We start from the raw sequence: 24,296 nt of genomic DNA, 5'->3' as shown, positions 1-24,296 counted from the left end.
GGGACTCAGTCGGCCTCGCCCGAGCGGGCCCGCAGGAGCCTGCGGAGCGACTCGAGCCGGGACGCCCCTGCCGGACCCGCCTGGCCCGACTCGACCCATGCGTCGAGGGCGCACTCGTCCTCGTCGTGGGTGCAGCCGCGGGGGCACAGGCCGGTGCCGGCCTCGAGGTCGGGGAAGTGCTGGATGATGCGGCCCAGGTCGACGTGGGCCAGGCCGAACGAGCGCACACCGGGGGTGTCGATGACCCACCCGTCGCCGTCCGGGAGGCGCAGGGCGACCGCGGAGGAGGAGGTGTGGCGGCCACGGCCGGTGTGGTCGTTGACGATGCCCACCGCCCGTCGTGCGTCGGGCACGAGGCCGTTGACCAGCGTGGACTTGCCGACGCCGGAGTGCCCGACGAAGACGCTCACCCGGCCGACGAGGCGCTCGGTGAGGCCCTCCAGCCCGTCGAAGCCCGACTCGCCCGTCGAGGTGACGACGTTGGGGACGTTGAGCGGCGCATAGCTCCCGAGGAACTCCGACGGGTCCTTTAGGTCGGCCTTGGTGAGGACGAGGAGGGGCTCCAGGCCGGCGTCGTAGGCAGCGACGAGGCAGCGGTCGATCAGGCGCGGCCGGGGTTCGGGGTTGGCCAGGGCGGAGACGATGACCAGCTGGTCGGCGTTCGAGACGATGACCCGCTCCACGGGGTCGGTGTCGTCGGCGCTGCGCCGCAGCACCGAACGGCGCGGGGTCAGCCGGACGATGCGGGCCAGTCCGTCGGGGTTGCCGGTGGTGTCGCCGACCAGCCCGACGTCGTCGCCGACCACGATGCCCTTGCGGCCGAGCTCGCGCGCCTTCATGGCGGTCACGAGCCGCTCGGGGGCCGCCTTGCGGCCGGTGCCCCGGGGGATGAGCACGGTGTAGCGGCCGCGGTCCACGGCCACCACGAAGCCCGGCACCGCGTCCTCGTGGGCGGGGCGGTCCTTCGACCGCGGACGCGAACCCCTCCGGCTCGGGCGGACCCGGACGTCGCTCTCGTCGTAGTCGGTGGCCTTGCGGTTCATGCGTCCGCTGCGCTGGTGCCCGGCGACACGAGGCGGTGCCACAGCGTGGTGAACTCGGGCAGCGTCTTGGCGACGGTGCCTGCGTCCTCGATGACCAGGCCGGGGCAGCGGAGCCCCAGCACCGCACCGGCCATCACCATGCGGTGGTCGGCGTAGGTGTGGAAGAGGCTGGGCTGCAACGGTTTCGGCTCGATCCGCAGCCCGTCCTCGGTCTCGGTGACCACGGTGCCGAGGGCTCCGAGCTCGCGGGCGAGGGCTGCCAGGCGGTCGGTCTCGTGACCCCGGATGTGGGCCACGCCGCGGATCACGCTGGGGGAGTCGGCGAGCGCGGCCACGGCCGCCACGACCGGCGTCAGCTCGGACGCGTCGTGCAGGTCCACGTCGATGCCCGACACCTCGCCGGTGCCCGACACCGTCAGCCCCTCGCGGCTGAGGTTCACGTCGGCACCCATGGCGTCGAGGATGTCGCGGATGGCGTCGCCGGCCTGGGTGGTGTGGTGCGGCCAGCCGGGGACCGTCACCCGCCCGCCGGTGACCAGCCCTGCGGCGAGGAACGGTGCGGCGTTGGACAGGTCCGGCTCGACCTGCACGTCGAGGGCGTTGATCTCCGAGGGCTCGACGCGCCAGGTGTCGGGGTCGCTGTCGTCGATGAGGGCACCGGCGTCGCGCAGGGTCTCGACGGTCATCTCGATGTGCGGCTCGGAAGGGACCGGCTTCCCGTCGTGGTGGATCGTGACGCCCCGGTCGTACCTCGGGCCGGCGAGCAGCAGGGCCGAGATGAACTGGGACGACGCCGAGGCGTCCAGGGTCACCGCGCCACCGGGGAGGCTGCCCCGGCCCCGGACGGTGAAGGGCAGCGTGCCACGGCCACCGTCGTCGAGGTCGGCGCCGAGGGCGCGCAGGGCGTCGAGGACCGGCCCCATCGGCCGCACGCGCGCCTGCGGGTCGCCGTCGAACGCCACCGGCCCGGCAGCCAGGGCGGCGACCGGCGGCAGGAAGCGCATGACGGTGCCGGCGAGCCCACAGTCCACCTGGGCGCCGCCGCGCAGCGTCGCCGGCGTGACGACCCAGTCCGGCAGCTCGCCGGAGTGCGCGGTCGTGTCCTCGATCCCGGCTCCCAGCTGCCGCAGCGCCTGGGCCATGAGCAACGTGTCCCGCGAGCGCAACGGGCGACGCAGCCGGGACGGGCCGTTGGCCAGCGCGGCCAGGACGAGGAAGCGGTTGGTGAGCGACTTGCTCCCGGGGAGGACGACGTCGGCGTCGACGGGTCCCGGGGCCGCGGGCACGGACCAGTCGCCCTCTGCAGGCGCCGTGGACGTGGCGCTCAGCGACGGGTCCGAGGGGCGGGTGGGGGGTCGGACGGGATCAGGTGAGGGCATCGTGGGCCTGCGACGCGGCGAGCTTGGCCTCGCGACGGGCGGCACGCGCCGCGTGCTTGGCCTCGCGGCGGGTCTGCTTCGCGACCCGCTTGGCGGAGTCGCTGGCCAGGCCCGCACGGTAGGCGAGACCGGGCTTGCCCTCGGTGTCGACCGAGGCGAGCAGCAGCCCTCCGAGGAGCCCGAGGTTCTTGAGGAACCCGATCCGCTGCGTGGTGCGCACCGCGGGGTCGGTCTCCTCCCAGAACCGGTGTCCCACATACGTCGTCGGCACCAGCGAGCCGACCAGCGCGAGCGAGGCCAGCCGCGGGAAGTGGCCCGTGGCGAGCAGCGCTCCACCACCGACCATCGTCGCGCCGTTGGCGCGGACCAGCAGCTCGGGGTCGTTGGGCAGGCCCAGCGGGGCGACCTGCTCGGCGAACGGGGCCACCTTGGCCTTGAGCGCGGCGGGGTGCCGCAGCTGCTCGAGCCCCTGCACCACGAAGATCGCGGCGAGCATCGGGCGGGCCACACGGCGGACGAGGGTCATGATCACTCCTGTGGACGTCTGGGGAGACGGGTTTTCCCCATCGGCTCCCTTCCTACCGTATGGGGCGCGTCGGCGTCGCTGCGTACCCTGTCCACCATGTGCGGACGGTACGCGGCGACGGCGAATCCCGACGAGCTCGTGGAGGAGTTCGAGGTCGAGCAGGACCGCACCGGCGACCCGTCGCGCAGCATCCTCAAGAACCCCCAGAGCCCGCCGGCGGGCGCCCCCGACTGGAACCTCGCCCCCAGCAAGCAGGCCCCCGTGGTCCTCTCGCGGGTGCCCCGCGACACCGACGAGGCGTATGCCGCGGACGCGGGTCCGGTGCGGCAGCTGCGGTTGCTGACGTGGGGACTGGTCCCGAGCTGGTCCAAGGACACCAAGATCGGGATGCGGATGATCAACGCCCGGGCCGAGTCGGTCCTGGAGAAGAGCTCGTTCGCGAAGGCCGCAGCGTCCCGCCGCTGCCTCGTCCCGGCGCAGGGCTGGTACGAGTGGCAGAAGTCGCCCGTCGCCACCGACGCCAAGGGGAACCCGCGCAAGCAGCCGTTCTTCATGCACCGGGCCGACGGCGACGTCGTGGCGTTCGCCGGTCTCTACGAGTTCTGGCGGGACCGCGAGATCGCCGACAAGGACGACCCGCAGGCCTGGCTGACGACGTTCACGATCATCACGACCGACGCCGAGCCCGGCCTGGACCGGATCCACGACCGCCAGCCGCTCGTCCTCGAGCGCGAGGACTGGGCCACGTGGCTCGACCCGGAGATGACCGACACCGCCGAGGTGGGCGCACTGCTGGCGTTCTCCCGCCCGGGGCGGTTCGAGGCGTACCCGGTGGGCACGGCGGTGTCCTCCAACCGCAGCAACGGGCCCCAGCTCATCGAGCCCGCGGGGGAGGCCGAGCTCGAGGGCGTGGTCGACCCGATGACGGGGGAGATCGTGGGCACCGGCGGTGCGGCCACGTCGCCCGCCCCGGCGTCGACCGCTGTGTCGACCGTGCCGTCCGCCGAGACCGTGGGCGGGGCGAACCCCGCATGACCACGGTGCGCACGGTCGAGGTGCCCACGACGCTGGGGCCTGCCGTGGTGCAGGTGCAGCGGCCCGTCCACGCCCGCGGGACCGTGGTGCTCACCCACGGGGCCAGCGGCCGGGTGGACGGCCGCGACGTGCTCGCCGTCCGCGACGGACTGGTCGCGCAGGGGTGGGCCGTCGCCCTCGTCCACCAGGCGTGGGGCGTGGCCGGCCGCCGCACCCCGCCGCGGCCCGGTCCGCAGGACGAGGCGTGGGTGCCGGTCGTCCAGGCGCTGACCACGGGTCGGGGGAGGCTCCCTCAGCCCCTGGTCGTGGCCGGGAAGAGCAACGGCGCCAGGGTCGCGTGCCGCACCGCCCACCTGGTCGGGGCCGACGCGGTGCTCTGCCTGGCCTTCCCCCTCCACCCGCCGGGCAGGCCGGAGACCTCCCGCGCGGGTGAGCTGCGCGCACCGCTGGCCCACGGCATACCGCTGCACGTGGTCCAGGGCACCCGGGACCCGTTCGGCACCCCCGCGGAGGTCAGGGCGGAGCTTCCCGACCCCGCTCTGGTCACCGAGGTCGTCGGTGAGCACACCGTGAGGGACACCGGGGCCCTGGTCCGCGCTGCCGCGGCGTTCCTCGCCGGGTTGGGGGACCAGCAGGGCGCGGAAGGCTAGAGCGCGCCGCCGGCGGCCTCGGGTGCGGAGGCGTCGTTGCCACCGTCGCCGACGGCCTCGCGGGCGAGGTGGTCCTCGACCTGGAACCAGTCGGTGCCCGCGCGGACCGCGATGGTCAGCAGGGTGTTCATCGAGGAGACCTCCTCGACCTGCTCCTTGAGGAACCACAGCATGAACTGCTCGCCGAGGACGTCGCCCTCCTCACGGGCGGCGCGGAAGAGTGCCTCGATCTGGGCCGTGACGGCCTTCTCCTGGGCGAGGGCGAGCTCGATCGGCGCGGTGGGCTTGTCGAACTCACCGCGGACCTCGTCCACGCCAGGGATGGTCACCGGCCAGTCCCGGTCGAGCATGTACTGGACCATCATCATCGCGTGGTTGCGTTCCTCGACGCTCTGCGCGTAGAAGTGCGCGGCCAGGCGAGGGAGGTCGTGGTCGTCGAACCACACCGCGATCGCGATGTACTGCTGGCTCGCGGTGAACTCGTGCCTCACCTGCTCAGCGAGCAGCTGGACGAAGGTGGGGTTGGCGTGGCGCGACATGGGCCGAGGTTAGCGCGCGGGGAATGACACCCGGGGCGGAGCCGTTGCACGAGATGTCCCCACCCGCAACCGGAGCCCGAGGGTCCTCGACCCGGCCTCCAAGGAGCCGCACCGTGCCAATGCTGACCGCCTCGCCGCCCGAGGGTGGCACGACCGCACCCGTGCAGCTGGGCCTGTCCGCGGGTGCCACGTCGAGCACGACCACCACGACCGGGCCGAGCCGCTCGACGAGCGGGCTAGGCTGGAGGGCAATGACTGAGACCCCTGCCCCCGACGCGACCGTCGACGTGGCCACCGAGTCGCCCGAGGAGCGGCAGGCCCGCTTCCAGCGCGAGGCCATGCCGCTGCTCGACCAGCTGTACTCCGCCGCGCTGCGGACCACGCGCAACCCGGCCGACGCCGAGGACCTCGTGCAGGAGACCTACACGAAGGCCTTCGCCGCGTTCCACCAGTACCGCCCGGGCACGAACTTCAAGGCGTGGATGTACCGCATCCTCACCAACACGTACATCAACAGCTACCGGAAGAAGCAGCGCGAGCCGCTCCAGTCGGACGCGTCGGAGATCGAGGACTACCAGCTCGCCCGGGCCGAGTCGCACAGCTCCGCCGGCCTGCGCTCGGCCGAGACCGAGGCGCTGGACCACCTCCCCGACACCGAGGTGAAGCGCGCGCTGCAGGACCTTCCGGAGGACTTCCGTATGGCGGTGTACCTCGCCGACGTCGAGGGCTTCGCGTACAAGGAGATCGCCGAGATCATGGACACGCCGATCGGCACCGTGATGTCCCGGCTGCACCGAGGCAGGCGGCAGCTGCGTGAGCTGCTGACCGATTACGCCGCCGAGCGCGGCTTCGCGACCCAGGGAGCGGACTCATGATGTGTGGAAGCGACTCAGGTCAGGGAGACGCCGCAGGAGCAGACTGCTCCGAGGTGCTGCACCGGGTCTACGAGTACCTCGACGGCGAGATGACCCGTGACGACACGGAGAAGATCGCCCACCACCTCGAGGCCTGCTCGCCCTGCCTGAAGCAGTACGACCTCGACCAGGCACTCAAGGCGCTCGTGAAGCGCTCCTGCGCCTGCGAGGAGGCACCGGTTCAGCTGCGGACCGAGATCATGGCCCGGATCACGACGATCCGGTACGAGATCTCCGAGTAGCGCCTCCTCCGCAGCGTCNNNGGTCGGATCCTCAAGGATCCGACCGCCGCTCTCGTGCTGCGTGGACGCTGCTGCGTCGTCGCACCTGCTCAGGCGTTGGGCTTGCGGCCGTGGTTGGCCGCGTTGCCCTTGCGCGAGCGGCGCTTGCGGGCGCGCTTGCTCATGGGTGTCTCCGTCGGGTGGTCCGGTGGCGCCAGAACAGCGCCCTTCCTGCCGTCATTGTCGCACAGCGACATGTGTGCTCCACGCCGCAGAGGGGGAGAAGGCCCCTTTTGAGGAGGTCTGTACACCCCGAAGTTCCAGCGAACCTTCAAGATTTGGCAAAGAAGGAACCACTCCGCCTGCGCGCTCTCGACGGCCGGGACATCATAGTCCTGCGACCACGGTGCACCCCTGACACCTAGGCGCAATGACGGCTCGAAATGGTCCGAACGGATGAGGGACCATCCCCCGAGCAGAAGGAGCACCCCAGCCATGAAGACGATCACCACCATCTTTGAGTCCATCCTCGGCCAGGACGACACGTTCGTCTGGACCCCCACCGACGGCCCGACCGAGTTCGCCCGTGGCTGGGACTGGAAGGGCGTCGACGGCGCTTCGCGTGGCTGGGACTGGAAGGGCCTCGAGAGCATCTGACGCTCCGGGTCCTGATCTTCTGGTCCGGATACGGGCGGGTCGCTCACGCCGTAGATTGGTGACGTGAGCGCCGCCCGATCAGGATCCCAGGCATCGACGCTCTACCGCCCTGCCGTGTTCGCCTATGTCGGAAGCGTCTACGCCTTCACGCTCTCCCTGGTCGTGCTGGCCCTCCACGTCGACGGGCCGCCCCAGGACTGGCCGGCGATCGGTGTCCTGACCGCCCTGGCTGCGGGCGGCGTCCTCCTCCGCGAGACCGAGCTGATCAGCCGGGTGCGCATCAGCTTCCTGAGCATCATCCTCGTCGCGGCCGCGGTGATCGTCGGCCCCGTGGGAGCCGGCATCGTCGGCGCCGTCGCGATGCTCGCCAAGGTGACCAGTGGCCCCAAGGTGGCCACCGCGTTCAACGTGGCGATGATGAGCGGCCTCGGTGTGGCCGGTGGCCTGGTCTACCTCGCAGTCGGCGGCCGCGACGTCGTCTCGGCCGACATGTCCGCCGGTGAGGTCCTGCTGCACGTGGGTCTGCCCCTCGTCGTCACCGACGTGACCCAGTGCCTGCTCAACGCCCTGCTCATCGCGCTCGTGCTCCGCGTCTCCAGCGGCAGCCCCATCCGCACCCGCGTCCTCAGTCTGCTGACCACGAGCGGCCTGGCCTACGTCGGGTACGGCGTCATCGGGTTCCTCCTCGTGGTCCTCTGGATCCCCGCCAAGGTCGGGTGGTTCGCCGGGGTGCTCGTCCTCGCACCCCTGCTGGTCGCCCGCTGGGCCTTCGACCAGTACGGCGAGGAGCTCAAGGCGCACGAGCGCACCCTGAAGGCACTCGTCACCGCGGTCGAGACGAAGATGCCCCACAACGTCGGGCACAGTGAGCGCGTCGCCCAGCTGTGCGAGTGGATCGCCGAGGACGTCGGCATGACGCCCAAGGAGATCCAGGACGTCCGCACCGCGGGCATGCTGCACGACGTCGGTCTGGTGCGGGTGCCGAGCCGGATCCTGCGCTCCCGGAAAGTCCTCGACGACGAGGACCTGGTGATCCTGGCCGACCACGCGCTCGGCGGTGTCGAGCTGATCGAGGAGATCGAGTTCCTCGTCGGGTCCAAGGAGGGCATCGCCCACCACCACGAGCGCTTCGACGGCCTCGGGTACCCCCTGGGCCTGGCCGGGAACGACATCCCGCTCGCCGCGCGCATCATCGCGGTCGCCGACACGTTCGACTGCCTCACCACGGACCGCTCGCACCGTGAGGCCCTCTCGACCCCCGACGCCCTCGAGGCGGTCACCCACAGGTCGGGCACCCAGTTCGACCCGCGCGTCGTCGGAGCGCTCGCCAAGGTCCTGGGTCGGCACGACTGGACGCCGACCCGCCACCCCGAGGACGAGCTCCCGCAGGGGCCCGCCCTCGACCACGACGAGCCCGAGATGTCCGACCGGCTGGCCGGTCGTCCCGACCTGCGCTCGCTGATCCACGGCGCACCCCGGGTCGAGACCCAGCACCTGGCGGGCCGGGCGTGAAGCGGCTGCTCGCGCGCGGCCTCGAGCTCGGTCTCACCGTCGCCGTCGCCGGAGTGCTGCTCGCCACCGCCTGCTGGGCATCCTTGTCCCAGTTCGGTGCGCTCGGGGTGAGCACGCTGCTCACCCTGGCCGTGTTCGTCGTCGCGATCGCGCTCGGTGAGACGGCCCGCCTCACCGTCCTCGCCGGACGCCTCACGGCCCCCATGTCCTCGGCGGCCGCCCTGGCCCTCGGGCTCGCCGACATCGCGCCGCCGGGTGAACCGCCGGTGGGTGCGGGCGTGGTCATCGTGACGATCGGCGCGGGCATGCTCGTCGGCAACGGACTGCTCGAGGCGAACCGCCGGACGGTCAACTGGTCGGGTCTGTCCGCCCGGTTCATCGGTGCCGCCGTGGTGCCCCTGCTCTACCGCAGCGTCACCTTCGACGGGGTCACGCTCCTCGGCCACGCCGTCATGTGGGACTCCCGGCGCTGGCTCGTGGCCGTGGTGATGCTGTGCGTGGGGTCGGTGGCCATGCTCGTCGACCTGACCCTCCAGGCGGTCGTCCGGGCCGGTCACGAGCACGGACCACTGGTGCGCAGCATCGTCGACGAGATCCGCTCCACGATCGGGCTCGCCACCGCTCTGGTCACGTCCGGGACCCTCATCGCCCTGGCGGCATACTCCCTCGGGGTCGTGGCCCTCCCGCTGTTCCTGTTCCCCCTGGTCCTGACCTACTTCGCCGTCCAGCGGTACGCCTCGATCCGGCAGACCTACCGCCAGACCATCGGGGCGCTGTCGTCGCTCACCGACCGCACGCACTACACGGTTCCGCAGCACGCCCAGCGCGTGGCCGAGATCTCGATGGCGGTCGGGCGCGACCTCGGCATGAGCCAGCGCGAGCTGACCGACCTCGAGTACGCCGCACTGCTGCACGACCTGGGCCAGGTGGCGCTGCGCGAGCCGATCCCGCAGGGGGCCACGGTCATGGCCGCCCCGGCGGACCAGCAGCGGATCGCCCACGACGGTGCGGAGATCGTCCGCAGCACGGGTGTCCTCGACAACGTCGCCACGATCATGGAGGCCCAGATCACGCCGTACCGCCAGGTGCGCGAGTTCGGCCAGGACCTGCCCATGGCCAGTCGCATCATCAAGGTCGCCAACGCCTACGACGACCTGAGCGGCCCCAACGGGCTGCACGCCGACCGTGCGATGGAGCGCATCCACCTCGGCCTGGGCTACGAGTACGACCCCAGGGTCGTCGACTCGCTCACCCGCTTCCTCACGCGCCGTCGCCGGACCGGGGCGCCCGGCCAGTAGGGGGCGGGGTGCGCGGGCAGGCGCGACGACGAGGGCGGCACCGGGACCAGGTCCCGGTGCCGCCCTCGTCCGTGGCGTGGCCCTCGGCTACGGCGTGCCGGTGGTGAGGTGCGCGTCCATGGAGACGTTCTTCTCGACGCGCGGGTCGTCCGCGTCGGCGAAGTAGTCGCCCCGGATCGTCTCGTCCTTGCCGGAGTCGACCTTGAGCGCGTTGAACAGCACGGTGAGGATCGCCGCGATGACCAGGTTGATGACGAAGGCCGTCATCCCGATGTAGCCCATCTTCCCGATGACGGGGATCATGTCGAGCGAGCCGCCGAAGTGGCCCTTGGTCGCCGGGTTGATGACCTTGTAGGCCGTGATGGTGCCGTAGAGCATGCCCACGGCCCAGCCCGCGAGGAGCGCCCAGCGGTGGAACCAGCGGGTGTAGAGCCCCGCGACGATCGCCGGGAACGTCTGCAGGATCCAGATGCCGCCCAGGAGCTGGAAGTTGATCGCGTTCTGCTTGTCCAGCGTGAGGACGAAGATCAGGGCGAACGCCTTGACCAGCAGGGACACCAGCTTGCCGACCTTGGCCTCCTGCGCGTGCGTCGCGTCGGGCTTGATCAGGTCGCGGTAGATGTTGCGGGTGAACGTGTTCGCCGCCGCGATCGACATGATCGCCGCCGGCACGAGGGCGCCGATCGCCACGGCGGCGAAGGCCACCCCGGCGAACCACGACGGGAACATGTCCTCGAACAGCTGCGGGATGACGAGCTGGGCGTTCGGCTTGCCGTCGAGGCCGATCGGCTTGGTGCCGGCGGCGATGGCGACCCAGCCGAGCAGGGCCAGCAGGCCGAGCACGAAGGAGTACGCCGGGAGGATCGCGGCGTTGCGGCGGATCGTGTTGCGGCTCGAGCTCGACAGGGTCGCCGTGATCGAGTGCGGGTACATGAACAGGGCGAGCGCCGAGCCGAAGGCCAGCGTCGCGTAGGCCCAGTACTGCTGGGCGTTGGGGATGTACGCGCCGGTGGGCTTGGCCGGGTTGGCCGCGCTCGGCTTGGCCATCTTCGCCTCGGCCGCGCTGAAGACGTGGTCCCAGCCGCCGACCTTGGAGGGCAGGTAGATGACCGCGACGATGATGACGAGGTAGATCAGTGCGTCCTTGACGAAGGCGATGACGGCCGGGGCCCGCAGGCCGCTGGAGTAGGTGTACGCCGCGAGCAGGGCGAACGCGATGAACAGCGGCAGGTCCCTGGCCAGCAGCGAGGAACCACCGACGCCGGCCACCTCGAGCACGGCCTGGATGCCGACGAGCTGCAGGGCGATGTACGGCATCGTCGCGAGGATCCCCGTGACCGACACGGCGACCGAGAGGCTGCGCGAACCGTAGCGACCCTTGACGAAGTCGGCCGGCGTGACGTAGCCGTGCCGGTGGCTGACCGACCAGAGGCGGGCCATGAAGATGAAGATGATCGGGTAGAGCACGATCGTGTAGGGCACCGCGAAGAAGCCGCTGACGGACCCGAGCGCGAACATGGCCGCCGGCACCGCGACGAACGTGTAGGCCGTGTAGAGGTCACCGCCGAGCAGGAACCACGTCACCCAGGTGCCGAAGCGGCGGCCACCGAGGCCCCACTCGTCGAGCGACTCCATCGAGTCGGCCTGGCGCCACTTCGTGGCCCAGAAGCCCATCACCGTGACGAGCAGGAAGAGCACGATCAGGACGGACAGGGCGACACCGTTGACGCCGCCGGTGCCGGTCGCCGCAGGAACGAGGGTGCTCATCGGACGTTCTCCTCACGCGAGCGGTGGTCGGGGTGTCCCGGCATCGGGCGGTGCGGCCGCGCCTTGAGCACGAGGCGGTACGCGGCATACGTCATGGCCGAGCAGAGGAACACCCAGAGGAACTGGTACCAGATGAAGAACGGGAACCCCCAGAGCTCGGGGTCCTTGCGCGAGTAGCTGCTCACCCAGAGCAGCGCGATCATCGGGAGGGCCAGCAGCACGGCGGCGACCGCCAGCAGCCCCTTGTTGGCAGGTGGAACGGTGTCGTGGTCGACGTCGGTGTCAGCACTCACGGTGACCTCCAGGTGGAAGTGGGGACGGCGGGCACGCAGTCCGGAAGGCACCGTATGCCCGACTCGCAGGTAATGGTGGGATGCGACGCGGAGGGGGCCGACCTCGGCAGAGGTCGGCCCCCGGTGGGTGAGGGAGCGGATCAGTGATCTCCGTGCCCTGCGCGGCAGGGGTTCCTGAGGTCCCCGCTGTTGAAGTTGTTGATGCGCGTGGTCGTGGTGAAGCCGACCGTGGGGTAGACCGTCTTCAGCAGCGGCCCGTACTCCGAGGTCGAGGTGCCCCCGAAGGTCCTGGTCGTCCCCGGGATGAACCGTCCACCTTCCTGCCACATGCACCGTCCGTGCGCCTTGGCGGTCGTGAAGATCGGATAGAACTGCGCCCCGTGCGGCGGGTTCACGCAGTTCGCACCAGTGACCCGGTCGCAGAACGGAGGGCTGTCCTGGGAGTCGGCTGCCTCGATGCGGGGCAGGTCGGTCTCGAAGGCGACCCTCGAGTACTGCGTCCTGCCGTTGGCCACGGGGCTGGTGAACCGGACCGGTGACGGGTGCAGGGCGCGGTCGAGGGCGACGTTGCGGAACGTCCCGGGCCAGTCGTTCCGGTAGGACTGGCCGTCGAAGTCCTCGTCGGCACTGAAGCACCCGTTGATCTTGACCAGGGTGGAGTCCTCCGCCGGGACGCAGAAGCTGTTGCCGTCGTCCTCGTCGAGGCCGCCGGCGTCCTGGCTGCCGGGATCGGTGCAGTTGAAGGCCGCATCGAGGGCCAGGCAGTTCTCGAAGTGCCCGATCTCGTCGGACATCGCCACGTTGTAGGTGTGGGCCGACCACGTGTTGCCCCGCGGGTTCGCCGTGGAGTACTCCGGGTGGAAGGCGTATGGCGCGGCCTGGCACGTGCTCGACGTGGGCGTGTAGAGGACGTGGCCGAACCCGTTGGCCACCGAGGCGGTCATCGATCCGTCCTGCCCGGTCGTGAGGTCGTCGAGGTCGATCCGCAGCCCTGCGGTGGTGTCGTGCATGTGGATCCGGATCCGGTCACCGGGGTTCATGAACAGGTCCTTGGCGGGGTCGGGGGAGACCGCCGTCAGGTCCGGGTTCTCGAAGGTGCCGGTGAACAGGGGGTTGGCCGGTGCCTGCGAGTGACCGTCGCGGGTGATGTACGCCCAGTTGATGGGCTCCACTCCACCCAGCAGGTAGTTGTCGCACGCCGCCGTGTTGGCGACCCCCGTGTTCTGGTCGAGGTTGAAGCTGTCGATCGTCATGGCCGCGCAGTACTGCGTCGCCGTGCAGCCGAAGCCCTCGAACTGCGGCACGTACCCCGGTCCGTAGAACTGCAGCTCCATGTAGGCGTTGCCGGGGTGCTTGCCGATGTAGTCGGGGGCGGTCGGGTCGGTGCCGACGAGGTCGTTGCGGTCGGAGTCGGGGGTGCAGGTCTTGGTGAACTCCGGCGCGGACTCGGTGTCGCAGAGAGTGAGGCCGAACCAGAAGGTCGGCCGGAGCTGGAAGTTCCAGGTGGAACCGGTCGCCCCGGACGCCGTGGGCTGGGTCCTGGGGTCGCGCGGGAGCTCGACCGTGTAGGTGATGTCGTTGCCGGAGCCGCGCACTCCCGACTTGAACAGGACGGACGGCTCGTCGTGGCCGACGTACTCGCCGGCGGGGTTGTCGAACGTGTCCGCGCAGAGGGAGGAGCGCCCTTGGCAGAGGGGCTCGCGGTACGCCGGGTGGGCGCTGGCCGACGCGGCCGACGCTGGGGCCGGCGCGGAGGCCGACGGTCGAACGCTGGCTGCCGCTCCGGCGGACCAGAACGGAGTCAGGCAGAGCAGGCACGCCGTTCCCAGCGCGAGGAGAGTTGGTCGTTTCACAGGCTTCACCTTTGTGGCCGTGTGACAGCCTGGGCCAAGCCGAACCGGGGTCGCCCCGACGGGTGGACCCCTCCGCCCCTTCGCGGACCCAGGGTGTCGTGGATCCGGAAATCGTGCAGACGTCGGATCGTGCGGCTACCGGCGTCCTGTCACCCGCGCCCGGCCCCAGCAGGACTCGGCCTGGGTGGGCGGGCTGGGACGCCTCAGGCGGAGTGGTCGGGGCCGTTCGTGGGCCGTCAACAACCGGCCAGTGTACGCCGACCGGGATCCACGCAGTAGGGGCAGAGCAGACGCCCGCCCCGATGGCTCGGGACGGGCGTCGCAGGGGACCAGAGGGCTCAGGCCTTCTTGGTCTCCTTGAAGATCGCGTCGATCTCGTCGATCTTGGCGAGCAGCTCGTCGGCCTTGCCGGCGTCGAGCTCGCCCTTGGTGCCAGAGGCACCCGCCAGCTTGGTCGCCTCGTTGAAGAGGGTGTGCAGCTGGGGGTACTTCTCGAAGTGCGGCGGCTTGAAGTAGTCGGTCCACAGCACCCAGAGGTGGTGCTTGACGAGCTCGGAGCGCTGCTCCTTGATGACGATCGCACGGGTGCGGAAGTCGGGGTCGTCGTTGTCGGCGACCTTGGCGATGATCGCCTTGATCGACTCGGCCTCGATGCGGGCCTGGGCGGGGTCGTACACGCCACAGGGGAGGTCGCAGTGGGCGCTGACCTCAGTGGTACGGAAGATGCGGGAGAGCATGCGGATCCCTTCTGCGAGACGGATGATCACGAGCTCCTTCAACCTACCCCGCGTCCCCGGTGGTCGCACGGCCCCCCCTGCGGCTTCCCGGCACCCGGACCCGCTGCGGGATCCGGAACAGCACCAGCGCCCTGATCTGGTCGCGGGCCAACGAACCGATGCCGTGGGTCCACGAGTCGGCCACACCGAACAAGCCCTGGTTGTCGGACTCCACCCAGTACCGCGTGCGGTCCGCGGGATCGCGCATCGTCACCCGCTTGATCGCGAGGGGGCGCGGCACGCCCTCGTCGTCCGGGGGGAGCCGCACGATGGCGAGCCGTCCCAGGCGCGGTGGTGCGCCCTTGAGGACGACCATGCGGTCGCCGGTGTGCAGGGTCGGCTCCATCGACCGACCCCGCACCACGACGACGCCGAGGCCGAGCGGCATCAGTGCTCTTCCTCCTGGCGCATCCGTCGCAGGAAGGACCTGGTGCGCTCGTGCTGGGGGTTCGAGATGACCTCGGACGGCGGTCCCTGCTCGACGACGACACCCCCGTCCATGAAGACGACCCGGTCGGCGACCTCACGGGCGAAGCCCATCTCGTGGGTCACGACGATCATCGTCATGCCGTCTTTGGCGAGGTCGCGCATGACCTTGAGCACCTCGCCCACCAGCTCGGGGTCGAGCGCAGAGGTCGGCTCGTCGAAGAGCATGAGCTTCGGGCGCATCGCGAGCGCCCGGGCGATGGCGACCCGTTGCTGCTGCCCACCCGAGAGCTGGGCGGGGTAGGCGCCCGGCTTGTCCTCGAGGCCGACCTGCTTGAGCAGGGCCAGCGCGCGCTCGCGGACGTCCTTCTTCTTCTCACCCTTGACCTGGACGGGCGCTTCCATGACGTTCTCGAGCGCGGTCATGTGCGGGAAGAGGTTGAACCGCTGGAACACCATCCCGATGTCGCGGCGCTGGGCGGCCACGGCCTTGTCGGTGAGGTGGTGCAACGTGCCGCCGCGGTCCTCGAACCCGATGAGGTCGCCGTCGACCCAGATGCGGCCGCCGTCGATCGTCTCGAGCTGGTTGATGCAGCGCAGGAAGGTCGTCTTGCCCGAGCCTGAGGGACCGAGCAGGCAGACGACCTCGCCCTTGCTGACGTCCATGTCGATGCCCTTGAGCACCTCGTTGCCGTGGAACGCCTTGGTGACGTTGAGGGCGTGGACGAGGAGGGTGTCCTTGGCGTGGGTGCTCATCGGCCACCGCCCCCGATCCCCTGGAAGGACAGCATCTTGGCTCGTCCGGCAGCGGGACCGGTCGGGGTGCCGAAGCCGCGACCGAAGCGCTTCTCGAGGAAGTACTGCCCGACCATGAGGACGCTGCACAGGATCAGGTACCACGCGGTGGTCGCCACGTACGAGGGCATGATCTGCAGGGTCCGGGTGCCGACGGCCGTCGCCTGGTAGTAGAGCTCGGTGTTGATCGGGATGGCGATGAACAGCGAGGTGTCCTTGACCATGGCGATGGTCTCGTTGCCCGTCGGCGGGACGATGACGCGCATGGCCTGGGGCAGCACGATGCGGCGCATGGTCTTGCCGGCCGGCATACCGAGCGCCTGGGCCGCCTCGGTCTGGCCCTTGTCGACCGACTGGATGCCGGCGCGGGCGATCTCGGCCATGTACGCGGCCTCGGACAGGCCCAGGCCGATGATGCCCATCATGATCGTGGAGCTGAACTGGTTGACGTCGAGGCTGAAGAAGGTCAGGTCGTTGCTGAGCCCCAGCCAGTGGGCGAACTGCTGGCTGAAGGGCAGCGGTCCGATGTCGAGCGCCGGGTAGAGGAAGCCGAGTCCGGTGCCGAGCATGCCGAGCAGCACGATGCGGGGGATGGCCCGGAAGAACCAGGTGTAGACGAACGAGACGCCACGCAGCACCGGGTTCGTGGACAGGCGCATGATGCCGATGACCACACCGAGGAAGACGCCGAGGACCATGGCGCCGATCGTGCCGACGATGGTGCCCTTCACCAGGCCCTCGAGGACCGGGTTGAAGTTCATGATCTTCAGGGCGTAGGGGAAGTTCCACTTCTCGTTCGTGACGAACGAGCTGACGAGCATGGCGACGAACACCGCGATGACCGCCACGGCGACCCACCGCCACGGGTGGCGGACCGGCCGGGCGTGGATCGCGCCCGGCCGGTCCTGGGTGGCTTCAGACATCAGTGACCCGGATCAGGGGTTGACGGCGAAGTCGGTGATGGCGCCGGTGTCGTTGCCCCACTTGTCGAGGGCGGCCTTGTAGCTGCCGTCGGTGCCCATCGCCTTGAGTGCGTCGGCGATGGCCTGGGCGAAGTCGGTCTCGTCCTTCGGCACGACGAACCCGTAGGGGGCGGCGTCGTAGATGTCACCGAGGGCCTCGAGCTGGCCGCCGGTCTGCTTCACGGCATACAGGCCGACGGGGGAGTCGGCGAGCATGGCGTCCGACTTGCCCGAGATGACGCTCGCGGTGACCTTGCTCTGGTCGGCATCGATGATCTGCTTGATGGCCGGATTGCCGGCGTCGGTGCACTTCTTCGAGCGGGCGGTGAGGTCGTCGATCTGGACGGTGCCCTTCTGCACGCCGATGTTCAGGCCGCAGGCGTTGTCGATGTCGACCTTCTTCGGGTTGCCCTTCTTGACCGCCCACTGGGTGCCGGCGTTGAAGTAGCTCACCATGTTGACGCTCTTCTTGCGCTCGTCGTTGATGGTGAAGGAGGAGACGCCGACGTCGTACTTGCCGGAGGTCACACCCAGGATGATCGTGTCGAAGCCGGCGTTCTGGAACTCGGCCTTGAGGCCGAACTTGGCGGCCACGGCGCTGAACAGGTCGACGTCCATGCCCTGCACGGTCTTGCCGTCGTCGGCGAGGAACTCGTTGGGGGCGTAGGAGGCATCGGAGCCGACGACGATCTTGCCCGCGTCCTTGATCTTCTGGGGGACCTTGGCGGCGAGGGCCGGGTCGACCGACGCACTGCTCGAGGAGCTCGTGCTCGACGTGCTCGACGAGCTCGACGACGAGCCGTCGAGGGAGTCGGAGCCGCACGCGGTCAGGGCCAGGCTGGCGACGGCCAACCCGGCGAACAGGACGGCGGTGGGGCGGAGGCGGTGCGTCATGCGAAGGGGTTCCTTCCTCGGATGCTGCGTGGGGAGTGACGTGGGTCGCTCCACCGGGGTTGTTGCGCATCCTGCCAGCATGGGACCGGGGTTGCGGTAGATCTCGGATTCCGAAACCGTCTCGAAAGCGAGACAGTCCGTGCGCGAACGCGACCCGGGTCACAGTCCCGTGACAGGGGTGTACGGCCGTCGACGCCTGTGCCACCATGAACCGGCGGGTAACCCCCGTCTCCATGCGTTTGATTGGCCACACCCCGGCCCGACTGATCGTCCGGCTGCGTCGGCTGTGCCCCACGCATCTTCTCCCTCCTTCGTTCCCTGAGGTGACTTCTCCATGACTGCGAATGCAGTGACGTCCGCGTACCCGCTCTTCGACCCGACCGACCCGGTCTTCCGGGCGCACGAGGGCGGCAAGCTCGGGGTACACGCCACGCAGCCCCTGCGCGACCGGGCCGACCTCGCGCTCCTCTACACGCCGGGCGTCGCGGACGTCTCGCGCGCCATCGCCCTCGACCCCTCGCTCGCCGCCCGGTACACCGCCCGCAGCAACACCGTGGCGGTGGTCACCGACGGCACCGCGGTGCTGGGCCTGGGCGACATCGGACCCCTCGCGGCCATGCCCGTGATGGAGGGCAAGGCCGTGCTGTTCAAGCACTTCGGCGCGGTCGACGCGGTGCCCGTGTGCATGGAGACGGGCACGGTGGACGAGCTGGTCGACGCCATCGCCCGGATCGCCCCGACGTACGGAGGCATCAACCTCGAGGACATCTCGGCCCCCCGGTGCTTCGAGATCGAGCGCCGCCTCCAGGAGCGGCTGGACATCCCGGTGTTCCACGACGACCAGCACGGCACCGCGATCGTGGTGCTCGCCGGGCTCATCAACGCCGCCACGGTGGTGGGCCGGAGGCTCGACTCGCTGCGCGTGGTCGTGTCCGGTGCCGGTGCGGCGGGGGTGGCCGTGACGCGGCTGCTCGCGCGGGCGGGCGTGGCCGACATCGTCGTCTGCGACTCCCGCGGCATCGTCGCCCCCGGGCGCACCGACCTCGCCGACCACAAGCGCCGCCTCGCGGCGACCACGAACCCCCGTGGCCTGACCGGTTCGCTGGGCGACGCCCTCGTCGGTGCCGACGTCTTCGTGGGGGTGTCGGGTGGCGTCGTGCCCGAGCAGGAGCTCGCCCGCATGGCCCGGGACGCGATCATCTTCGCGCTGGCCAACCCCGACCCGGAGGTCCACCCGGACGTCGCCTCCCGGTATGCCGCGGTGGTCGCCACCGGTCGCTCGGACTTCCCCAACCAGATCAACAACGTGCTGGCGTTCCCCGGGATCTTCCGCGGTGCCCTCGACTCCGGGGCGCCCCAGGTCACCGAGGCGATGAAGCTCGCCGCAGCGCGCGCCATCGCCGACCTGGTCCCGGAGCCGACCGCCGACGAGATCGTGCCGAGCGTCTTCGCGCCCGGGGTCGCCGACGCGGTGGCCGCCGCGGTGGTGGCCTGCGCCCGGTCGGCCGGGGGGACCTACCCGGCGAGGGAGGCGTAGAACTCCCGGCACGCGGCATACGAGGGGAGCAGGCCCTGCTCCGCGGCCTCGGCGAGCGTGGGCGCAGCAGCGTCCTTCGCCGACAGCAGTGGGGCCTGCATCCCCTCGGGGAGCTCGAGGCCGACCTGCGGGTCCAGCGGGTGGATGCCGTGCTCGCGTCCGGGGTTGTAGGGGGCGGTGACGAGGTACATCGCCGTCGTGTCGTCCTCGAGGGCCGCGAAGGCGTGGCCCATGCCCTCGGGGAGGTAGACGGCGCGGCGGTCCCTGGTGTCGAGCAGGACCGCCTCCCACTGGCCGAACGTCGGTGAACCCACCCGGATGTCGACGACGAAGTCGACGAGGGAGCCGGACAGGGCGGTGATGTACTTCGCCTGCGACGGGGGGACATCCGCGAAGTGGATGCCGCGGACGGTGCCGCGCGAGGACACGGAGACGTTCGTCTGGACCACCTGGGGGCGGTGTCCGAGGTGCTCGGCGAGCAGGTCGCCGCGGAACGACTCGAGGAACACGCCCCGGTCGTCGGGGAACTGCCGCGGGGTGATCTCGTAGGCGTCGGCGATCGACAGGGGGCGGACCTCCATCAGAGTGCCCCCCGCTTCTCCGCGAGCAGCCCGGCGAGGTGCACGCCGTAGCCGCTCTTGGTCAGGGCGGTCGCCAGCGCCTCGAAGGTCTCGTCGTCGATCCAGCCGTTGCGCCAGGCGATCTCCTCGACGCAGCCGATCTTCTGGCCCTGCCGCTGCTCGACCACGTGGACGAACTGGGCCGAGTCCATCAGTCCCTCGAAGGTGCCGGTGTCGAACCAGGCCGTGCCGCGCGGCAGCACGGTGACGCTGAGGTCGCCGCGACGCAGGTAGGCGTCGTTGACCCCCGTGATCTCGAGCTCGCCACGGGGGCTGGGCTCGAGGTCGCGCGCGATCTGGACCACGTCGTTGTCGTAGAAGTAGAGACCGGGCACGGCGTACGACGACTTCGGGCGCTCGGGCTTCTCCTCGATCGAGAGCACCGTGCCGTCCTCGGCGAACTCCACGACGCCGTAGGCCGACGGCTCGGTCACGTGGTAGGCGAAGATGTGCCCGCCGCTGACGGTGGTGTTGGAGCGCAGGGCCGTGCCGAGGCCGGTGCCGTAGAAGATGTTGTCGCCGAGGACGAGGGCCACGGAGTCGTCACCGATGAAGTCCGCGCCGATGATGAACGCCTGGGCCAGCCCGTCGGGGCTGGGCTGCACGGCATACGTGAGCTCGATGCCCCACTGCGAGCCGTCGCCGAGCAGGCGGACGAACTGCGACTGGTCGTCGGGGGTGGTGATGATGAGGACCTCGCGGATCCCGGCCATCATCAGCGTGGAGAGCGGGTAGTAGATCATCGGCTTGTCGTAGATCGGCATGAGCTGCTTGCTGATCCCGAGCGTGATCGGGTGCAGGCGCGTGCCGGAGCCGCCGGCCAGGATGATCCCCTTCATGGGACAGACCCTACTGACCGCGGCGATGTGCCGGAGGGCGAGCGGGTACCCCGGCCTGCTCCGATAACCTCGGCCCATGAAGGTCCTCGTCACCGGCGCTGCAGGGTTCATCGGGTCCAACTTCGTCATCCGGGCTCGTCAGGTGCGGCCGGACTGGAAGCTCACGGTCCTGGACTCGATGACGTATGCCGCGAACCTCACCTCCCTCGACCCCGTGATCGGGGACGTCGACGTCGTCAAGGGCTCGGTCACCGACGCCGACCTCGTGGACGAGCTCGTCGCGGCCCACGACCTGGTCGTGCACTTCGCGGCCGACTCCCACAACGACAACTCGCTCGACGACCCGTGGCCCTTCATCGACACCAACATCATCGGCACCTACCAGCTGATCCAGGCGGTCCGCCGCCACGACAAGCGGCTGCACCACGTGTCGACGGACGAGGTCTACGGCGACCTCGCGCTGGACGACCCGACCAGGTTCACGGAGTCGACGCCGCTCAACCCGTCCAGCCCGTACTCGGCGTCGAAGGCGAGTGCCGACCTGCTGGTGCGCGCCTGGATCCGGTCGTTCGGGCTGCGGGCGACCCTGTCCAACTGCTCCAACAACTACGGTCCCAGGCAGCACCCGGAGAAGCTCATCCCGCGCCAGATCACGGGGATCATCGACGGCGTCAGGCCCAAGCTCTACGGCGACGGGCTCAACGTCCGCGACTGGATCCACGTCGACGACCACAACGACGCCGTGATCACGATCATCGAGCAGGGCCGTCTCGGCGAGACCTACCTCATCGGGGCCGACGGTGAGATGAACAACCGCGACATCATCGGACTGATCCTCGAGCTCATGGGCAAGCCGGCCGACTGGTTCGACCACGTGCCCGACCGCCCCGGACACGACCTGCGGTACGCCATCGACGCGACGAAGCTGCGCACCGAGACCGACTGGGTCCCCGCGCACCCCGATGTGCGCTCCGGCCTCGCCGACACGATCGCGTGGTACCAGGAGAACCAGGACTGGTGGCGGACGGCGAAGGTGGTCGCCGAGGCACGCTACGAGCGGCTCGGCCGCTGATGACCCGCTGGCTGGTCACCGGTTCCGGGGGGATGCTCGGCCTCGACGTGCAGGTCGTGCTGGCGCTCGCCGGGGTGCCCGACGACGACGTGACGGCACTGGAGCGCAAGGACCTCGACGTCACCGACCCCGATGCCGTCCGCGACGCGGTCCGCGGCCACGACGTGGTCGTGAACTGCGCGGCATACACCGCCGTCGACGACGCCGAGTCGCACGAGGCCGAGGCGTTCGCGGTCAACGCGATCGGGGCCTCCAACGTGGCCTCCGCGTGCCGGGAGACCGGTGCCCGCCTCGTGCACGTCTCGACCGACTACGTGTTCGCCGGCGACGCAGACGAGCCGTATGCCGAGGACGCAGCCCTCGCGCCGCTGTCGGCGTACGGGCGGACCAAGGCCGCCGGTGAGTGGGCCGTGCAGGCGCACTGCCCGCGGGCCTGGATCGTCCGGACCGCGTGGCTGTACGGCGGCGGCGGACCCAACTTCGTCAAGACCATGGCCCGGCTCGCCGGGTCCCACGACACCCTCTCGGTCGTCGACGACCAGCGCGGCCAGCCGACGTGGACGATGGACGTCGCCCGGGCGATCCTCGGCCTCGTCGAGGACGAGGCGCCGTTCGGGATCTGGCACGCGACCAGCCAGGGGGAGACGACCAAGTACGGCTTCACCCGCGAGATCTTCCGGCTGCTCGGGCTCGACCCGGAGCGGGTGCAGCCCACGACGAGCGATGCGTTCCCCCTGCCTGCACCGCGGCCCGCGTACAGCGTCCTGGGACACGACGCGTGGCGGATGGCGCGCCTCGCGCCGCTGCCGGACTGGCGCGAGAGCCTGGCGCAGGCCCTGCCGGACGTCGTCGAGCAGGTCTGACGCTCTCCGGACACTTTTCCGACCCGGCGTCGGTCACCTTCGCGACGAGGGCCACACTCCCGGGCGATGGCGCCGTGCCGCCGTTAGGGTCGAGGGCATGCTCGCTGTCTACGCTGCCCGCCAGTCCGCCGACGACCCGCTGTCCGGCCTCGAGGTCGGGGAACGTCCCGAACCGCAGGCCCGCGAGGGCTGGACGACCGTCAGGCTCAGGACGGCCGGTCTCAACCACCACGATGTCTGGTCGCTGCGCGGGGTGGGTCTGCCGGCCGACCGGCTGCCGATGATCCTCGGCTGCGACGGCGCCGGAGTGGACCCCGACGGCAACGAGGTGATCGTCCACGCGGTCGTCCCGAGCGACGGCTGGCGCGGCGACGAGACGCTCGACCCGCGCCGCACGCTGCTCTCCGAGCTGCACGACGGCACCCTGGCGCAGCAGGTCGCGGTGCCCACCGGCAACCTCGTGCCCAAGCCCGAGGGCCTGTCGTGGGAGCACGCGGCCTGCCTGTCGACGGCCTGGCTCACGGCCTACCGGATGCTCTTCACCCAGGCCGGGCTCGCCCCGGGCGCCACCGTCCTCGTCCAGGGCGCGGGCGGCGGTGTCGCGACCGCACTCGTCCAGCTCGGCGAGGCCGCGGGCTACCGGATGTGGGTGACCACCCGCGACGAGGCCAAGGGCAAGCGGGCCCTCGACATTGGGGCCGACCGGGCGTTCGCCAGCGGGGAGCGGCTGCCCGAGCGCGTCGACGCCGTCATGGAGACCGTCGGTGCCGCCACCTGGTCGCACTCGGTCAACTCCCTGAACCCCGGTGGCGCCATCGTCATCAGCGGTGCCACCTCCGGCGACGCCCCGGCCAAGGCGGAGCTCACCAAGATCTTCTTCAAGCAGCTCCGGGTCCTCGGTTCGACGATGGGGACGCGGTCGGAGCTCGAGCGGCTCGCGGCGTTCGTGACCCACAAGGGGATCGAACCCGTCGTCGACTCGGTGATGCCGCTGGAGCAGGCGCGCGACGGGTTCGCCACCATGGCGGGCGGTGACGTCTTCGGCAAGGTCGTCTTCACCGTGAGCTGACCGCCGCGCGGTCTGCGGACGCGGAAGGCTCCCTGCGCACTGCGCGGGGAGCCTTCGTCGTCGCGGCGGTCAGCTGGGGGAGATCTGCAGCCAGTCGTACCAGCCGTTGTGCAGCACCAGCCAGGCGATCAGCCCGTAGCCGGCTTGTCCGGGGTGGTGCGGCACCCGGCTGGCGGCCAGGTCCGTGCGCCACTGCTCGTGACCGAGCAGGGGGCTGAAGCAGTCGACGAACTGCACACCACGACGGGAGCAGACGTCGGCCTGCGCCTCGACGAGCACGTCGAGCTTGGTGTTGAGGTCATCGTCGTCCGAGGGCGGCGGACCGACCACGAAGGTCCCGATCCCACTGCTCGCGGCATCGTCGAGGATGTTGGCGAGGTTGAGCCGGTGCCGCGCCAGCGTCACCCCCGAGGCCGCGTCGTTGCCGCCCACCGAGACGACGAGCCGCTTCTCCTGACGCCCCGCCCACCGCGGGGCGCACTCGGCCTGCCACCGGGCGAGCAGGTCGGCCGTGGTGTCACCGCGAACCCCGAGGTTGTAGGCGGTGAGGGACAGGTCCGGGTGGTGGGTGCGGCCCACGACGCGCGAGACCCAGCCCTGGCCCTTGGGGTCGCCGACTCCCGCGACGAGGGAGGCGCCGAGGAAGACCAGACCGACGTCACGGGGCCCGTCGTCGGCCACCTGGAACTCAGCGCTCGGGGTGAAGGTGGGGTCGCTCACGCGTCAGTCCTCATCATCGTCTTCGGTGACCAGCGG

The 24,296-nt window shown here is 70.4% G+C and carries 27 protein-coding genes; 11 read left to right on the top strand and 16 right to left on the bottom strand.

Annotation, left to right across the window (positions count from 1 at the left end):
* Positions 1–5: 5 nt before the first annotated feature.
* From rsgA to ASD62_RS06745, 3 genes are all read right to left on the bottom strand, one after another.
* Complete coding sequence (gene rsgA, locus ASD62_RS06755; protein WP_056915300.1) at positions 6–1,043, bottom strand: ribosome small subunit-dependent GTPase A; 1,038 nt, start codon at positions 1,041–1,043, stop codon at positions 6–8.
* Positions 1,040–2,329, bottom strand: a complete 1,290-nt coding sequence (gene aroA / locus ASD62_RS06750; protein WP_369818755.1) for a 3-phosphoshikimate 1-carboxyvinyltransferase — start codon at positions 2,327–2,329, stop codon at positions 1,040–1,042. Before aroA ends, rsgA begins: the two co-directional genes overlap by 4 nt.
* Before the next feature lie 79 nt (positions 2,330–2,408).
* Positions 2,409–2,948, bottom strand: coding sequence for a DoxX family protein (locus tag ASD62_RS06745; RefSeq protein ID WP_056915299.1), 540 nt, complete (start codon positions 2,946–2,948; stop codon positions 2,409–2,411).
* 96 nt (positions 2,949–3,044) lie between these two features.
* Here ASD62_RS06745 and ASD62_RS06740 point away from each other — a divergent pair, with 96 nt between their 5' ends.
* Together ASD62_RS06740 and ASD62_RS06735 are read left to right on the top strand one after the other, a co-directional pair.
* Positions 3,045–3,983, top strand: a complete 939-nt coding sequence (locus ASD62_RS06740) for an SOS response-associated peptidase (RefSeq protein ID WP_082552862.1) — start codon at positions 3,045–3,047, stop codon at positions 3,981–3,983.
* A complete protein-coding gene (locus ASD62_RS06735) occupies positions 3,980–4,633 on the top strand; it encodes an alpha/beta family hydrolase (RefSeq protein ID WP_056915298.1) in 654 nt (217 codons plus the stop codon). The genes ASD62_RS06740 and ASD62_RS06735 overlap by 4 nt, the downstream gene beginning before the upstream one ends.
* Here the strand turns inward: ASD62_RS06735 and ASD62_RS06730 are convergent.
* On the bottom strand, positions 4,630–5,172 hold the full coding sequence (locus ASD62_RS06730; protein ID WP_056915297.1) for a ferritin: 543 nt from the start codon (positions 5,170–5,172) through the stop codon (positions 4,630–4,632). The genes ASD62_RS06735 and ASD62_RS06730 overlap by 4 nt on opposite strands.
* 251 nt (positions 5,173–5,423) lie before the next feature.
* Between ASD62_RS06730 and ASD62_RS06725 the strand changes: the two genes are divergently transcribed.
* The gene (locus ASD62_RS06725) at positions 5,424–6,047 is read left to right on the top strand and encodes a sigma-70 family RNA polymerase sigma factor (RefSeq protein WP_056917216.1); all 624 of its coding nucleotides are present in this window, start codon (positions 5,424–5,426) and stop codon (positions 6,045–6,047) included.
* Positions 6,048–6,100: 53 nt separating this feature from the next.
* The gene (rsrA, locus tag ASD62_RS06720; protein WP_235529062.1) at positions 6,101–6,328 is read left to right on the top strand and encodes a mycothiol system anti-sigma-R factor; all 228 of its coding nucleotides are present in this window, start codon (positions 6,101–6,103) and stop codon (positions 6,326–6,328) included.
* A gap of 89 nt (positions 6,329–6,417) precedes the next feature.
* Here the strand turns inward: rsrA and ASD62_RS20975 are convergent, their stop codons facing one another.
* A complete protein-coding gene (locus ASD62_RS20975; protein WP_369791897.1) occupies positions 6,418–6,492 on the bottom strand; it encodes a 50S ribosomal protein bL37 in 75 nt (24 codons plus the stop codon).
* Positions 6,493–6,802: 310 nt separating this feature from the next.
* Here ASD62_RS20975 and ASD62_RS20065 point away from each other — a divergent pair, with 310 nt between their 5' ends.
* From ASD62_RS20065 to ASD62_RS06710, 3 genes are all read left to right on the top strand, one after another.
* Positions 6,803–6,964, top strand: coding sequence for a hypothetical protein (locus ASD62_RS20065; RefSeq protein WP_157581381.1), 162 nt, complete (start codon positions 6,803–6,805; stop codon positions 6,962–6,964).
* A gap of 63 nt (positions 6,965–7,027) precedes the next feature.
* Positions 7,028–8,476, top strand: coding sequence for an HD-GYP domain-containing protein (locus ASD62_RS06715; RefSeq protein WP_157581379.1), 1,449 nt, complete (start codon positions 7,028–7,030; stop codon positions 8,474–8,476).
* Positions 8,473–9,774, top strand: coding sequence for an HD-GYP domain-containing protein (locus ASD62_RS06710; RefSeq protein ID WP_056915294.1), 1,302 nt, complete (start codon positions 8,473–8,475; stop codon positions 9,772–9,774). The genes ASD62_RS06715 and ASD62_RS06710 overlap by 4 nt, the downstream gene beginning before the upstream one ends.
* An 87-nt stretch (positions 9,775–9,861) precedes the next feature.
* Here ASD62_RS06710 and mctP read toward each other — a convergent pair whose 3' ends face one another.
* The 8 genes from mctP to ASD62_RS06670 form a co-directional block, all read right to left on the bottom strand.
* On the bottom strand, positions 9,862–11,541 hold the full coding sequence (gene mctP, locus ASD62_RS06705; protein WP_056915293.1) for a monocarboxylate uptake permease MctP: 1,680 nt from the start codon (positions 11,539–11,541) through the stop codon (positions 9,862–9,864).
* On the bottom strand, positions 11,538–11,834 hold the full coding sequence (locus tag ASD62_RS06700; RefSeq protein ID WP_200947709.1) for a DUF3311 domain-containing protein: 297 nt from the start codon (positions 11,832–11,834) through the stop codon (positions 11,538–11,540). The genes mctP and ASD62_RS06700 overlap by 4 nt, the downstream gene beginning before the upstream one ends.
* Positions 11,835–11,974: 140 nt before the next feature.
* Complete coding sequence (locus ASD62_RS06695; protein ID WP_056915292.1) at positions 11,975–13,687, bottom strand: hypothetical protein; 1,713 nt, start codon at positions 13,685–13,687, stop codon at positions 11,975–11,977.
* A gap of 338 nt (positions 13,688–14,025) precedes the next feature.
* Positions 14,026–14,424, bottom strand: a complete 399-nt coding sequence (sodN, locus tag ASD62_RS06690; protein ID WP_056917214.1) for a superoxide dismutase, Ni — start codon at positions 14,422–14,424, stop codon at positions 14,026–14,028.
* Positions 14,425–14,467: 43 nt separating this feature from the next.
* The gene (locus tag ASD62_RS06685) at positions 14,468–14,851 is read right to left on the bottom strand and encodes a S24/S26 family peptidase (RefSeq protein ID WP_056915291.1); all 384 of its coding nucleotides are present in this window, start codon (positions 14,849–14,851) and stop codon (positions 14,468–14,470) included.
* Positions 14,851–15,645: an amino acid ABC transporter ATP-binding protein gene (locus ASD62_RS06680; protein ID WP_056915290.1), complete on the bottom strand. Its 795-nt coding sequence runs from the start codon at positions 15,643–15,645 to the stop codon at positions 14,851–14,853. Before ASD62_RS06680 ends, ASD62_RS06685 begins: the two co-directional genes overlap by 1 nt.
* A complete protein-coding gene (locus ASD62_RS06675; RefSeq protein ID WP_056915289.1) occupies positions 15,642–16,607 on the bottom strand; it encodes an amino acid ABC transporter permease in 966 nt (321 codons plus the stop codon). Before ASD62_RS06675 ends, ASD62_RS06680 begins: the two co-directional genes overlap by 4 nt.
* Before the next feature lie 12 nt (positions 16,608–16,619).
* Complete coding sequence (locus tag ASD62_RS06670) at positions 16,620–17,540, bottom strand: ABC transporter substrate-binding protein (protein ID WP_056915288.1); 921 nt, start codon at positions 17,538–17,540, stop codon at positions 16,620–16,622.
* Between the two features lie 334 nt (positions 17,541–17,874).
* Here ASD62_RS06670 and ASD62_RS06665 point away from each other — a divergent pair, with 334 nt between their 5' ends.
* Positions 17,875–19,077: an NADP-dependent malic enzyme gene (locus ASD62_RS06665; protein WP_056915287.1), complete on the top strand. Its 1,203-nt coding sequence runs from the start codon at positions 17,875–17,877 to the stop codon at positions 19,075–19,077.
* On the opposite strand, the gene ASD62_RS06660 is transcribed toward ASD62_RS06665, so the two are convergent.
* Complete coding sequence (locus tag ASD62_RS06660) at positions 19,056–19,658, bottom strand: dTDP-4-dehydrorhamnose 3,5-epimerase family protein (protein ID WP_056915286.1); 603 nt, start codon at positions 19,656–19,658, stop codon at positions 19,056–19,058. The genes ASD62_RS06665 and ASD62_RS06660 overlap by 22 nt on opposite strands.
* Entirely contained in the window at positions 19,658–20,536 is an 879-nt protein-coding gene (rfbA, locus tag ASD62_RS06655; RefSeq protein ID WP_056915285.1) for a glucose-1-phosphate thymidylyltransferase RfbA, read from the bottom strand. The genes ASD62_RS06660 and rfbA overlap by 1 nt, the downstream gene beginning before the upstream one ends.
* Before the next feature lie 76 nt (positions 20,537–20,612).
* Between rfbA and rfbB the strand changes: the two genes are divergently transcribed.
* From rfbB to ASD62_RS06640, 3 genes are all read left to right on the top strand, one after another.
* Positions 20,613–21,608, top strand: a complete 996-nt coding sequence (rfbB, locus tag ASD62_RS06650; protein ID WP_056915284.1) for a dTDP-glucose 4,6-dehydratase — start codon at positions 20,613–20,615, stop codon at positions 21,606–21,608.
* A complete protein-coding gene (gene rfbD / locus ASD62_RS06645) occupies positions 21,608–22,471 on the top strand; it encodes a dTDP-4-dehydrorhamnose reductase (protein ID WP_056915283.1) in 864 nt (287 codons plus the stop codon). The genes rfbB and rfbD overlap by 1 nt, the downstream gene beginning before the upstream one ends.
* Before the next feature lie 97 nt (positions 22,472–22,568).
* Positions 22,569–23,540, top strand: a complete 972-nt coding sequence (locus ASD62_RS06640) for a zinc-binding dehydrogenase (RefSeq protein WP_056915282.1) — start codon at positions 22,569–22,571, stop codon at positions 23,538–23,540.
* A 69-nt stretch (positions 23,541–23,609) separates the two neighbouring features.
* Here ASD62_RS06640 and ASD62_RS06635 read toward each other — a convergent pair whose 3' ends face one another.
* A complete protein-coding gene (locus ASD62_RS06635) occupies positions 23,610–24,260 on the bottom strand; it encodes a GDSL-type esterase/lipase family protein (protein ID WP_056915281.1) in 651 nt (216 codons plus the stop codon).
* Positions 24,261–24,296: the final 36 nt, after the last annotated feature.

Origin of the sequence: Phycicoccus sp. Root563 (assembly GCF_001427915.1) — a bacterium.
GTDB lineage: Bacteria > Actinomycetota > Actinomycetes > Actinomycetales > Dermatophilaceae > Pedococcus.
Note: the sequence above shows the minus strand (reverse complement) of the source record. Positions and strands in the feature narration are given on the sequence as shown.

Bases quoted from the DNA above. Each gene is read 5' to 3' on its own strand.
- rsgA (WP_056915300.1), bottom strand. From the start codon at position 1,043: ATGAACCGCAAGGCCACCGACTACGACGAGAGCGACGTCCGGGTCCGC.
- ASD62_RS06745 (WP_056915299.1), bottom strand. From the start codon at position 2,948: ATGACCCTCGTCCGCCGTGTGGCCCGCCCGATGCTCGCCGCGATCTTC.
- ASD62_RS06740 (WP_082552862.1), top strand. From the start codon at position 3,045: ATGTGCGGACGGTACGCGGCGACGGCGAATCCCGACGAGCTCGTGGAG.
- ASD62_RS06735 (WP_056915298.1), top strand. From the start codon at position 3,980: ATGACCACGGTGCGCACGGTCGAGGTGCCCACGACGCTGGGGCCTGCC.
- ASD62_RS06730 (WP_056915297.1), bottom strand. From the start codon at position 5,172: ATGTCGCGCCACGCCAACCCCACCTTCGTCCAGCTGCTCGCTGAGCAG.
- ASD62_RS06725 (WP_056917216.1), top strand. From the start codon at position 5,424: ATGACTGAGACCCCTGCCCCCGACGCGACCGTCGACGTGGCCACCGAG.
- ASD62_RS20065 (WP_157581381.1), top strand. From the start codon at position 6,803: ATGAAGACGATCACCACCATCTTTGAGTCCATCCTCGGCCAGGACGAC.
- mctP (WP_056915293.1), bottom strand. From the start codon at position 11,541: ATGAGCACCCTCGTTCCTGCGGCGACCGGCACCGGCGGCGTCAACGGT.
- sodN (WP_056917214.1), bottom strand. From the start codon at position 14,424: ATGCTCTCCCGCATCTTCCGTACCACTGAGGTCAGCGCCCACTGCGAC.
- ASD62_RS06685 (WP_056915291.1), bottom strand. From the start codon at position 14,851: ATGCCGCTCGGCCTCGGCGTCGTCGTGGTGCGGGGTCGGTCGATGGAG.
- ASD62_RS06680 (WP_056915290.1), bottom strand. From the start codon at position 15,645: ATGAGCACCCACGCCAAGGACACCCTCCTCGTCCACGCCCTCAACGTC.
- ASD62_RS06675 (WP_056915289.1), bottom strand. From the start codon at position 16,607: ATGTCTGAAGCCACCCAGGACCGGCCGGGCGCGATCCACGCCCGGCCG.
- ASD62_RS06670 (WP_056915288.1), bottom strand. From the start codon at position 17,540: ATGACGCACCGCCTCCGCCCCACCGCCGTCCTGTTCGCCGGGTTGGCC.
- ASD62_RS06665 (WP_056915287.1), top strand. From the start codon at position 17,875: ATGACTGCGAATGCAGTGACGTCCGCGTACCCGCTCTTCGACCCGACC.
- ASD62_RS06660 (WP_056915286.1), bottom strand. From the start codon at position 19,658: ATGGAGGTCCGCCCCCTGTCGATCGCCGACGCCTACGAGATCACCCCG.
- rfbA (WP_056915285.1), bottom strand. From the start codon at position 20,536: ATGAAGGGGATCATCCTGGCCGGCGGCTCCGGCACGCGCCTGCACCCG.
- rfbB (WP_056915284.1), top strand. From the start codon at position 20,613: ATGAAGGTCCTCGTCACCGGCGCTGCAGGGTTCATCGGGTCCAACTTC.
- rfbD (WP_056915283.1), top strand. From the start codon at position 21,608: ATGACCCGCTGGCTGGTCACCGGTTCCGGGGGGATGCTCGGCCTCGAC.
- ASD62_RS06640 (WP_056915282.1), top strand. From the start codon at position 22,569: ATGCTCGCTGTCTACGCTGCCCGCCAGTCCGCCGACGACCCGCTGTCC.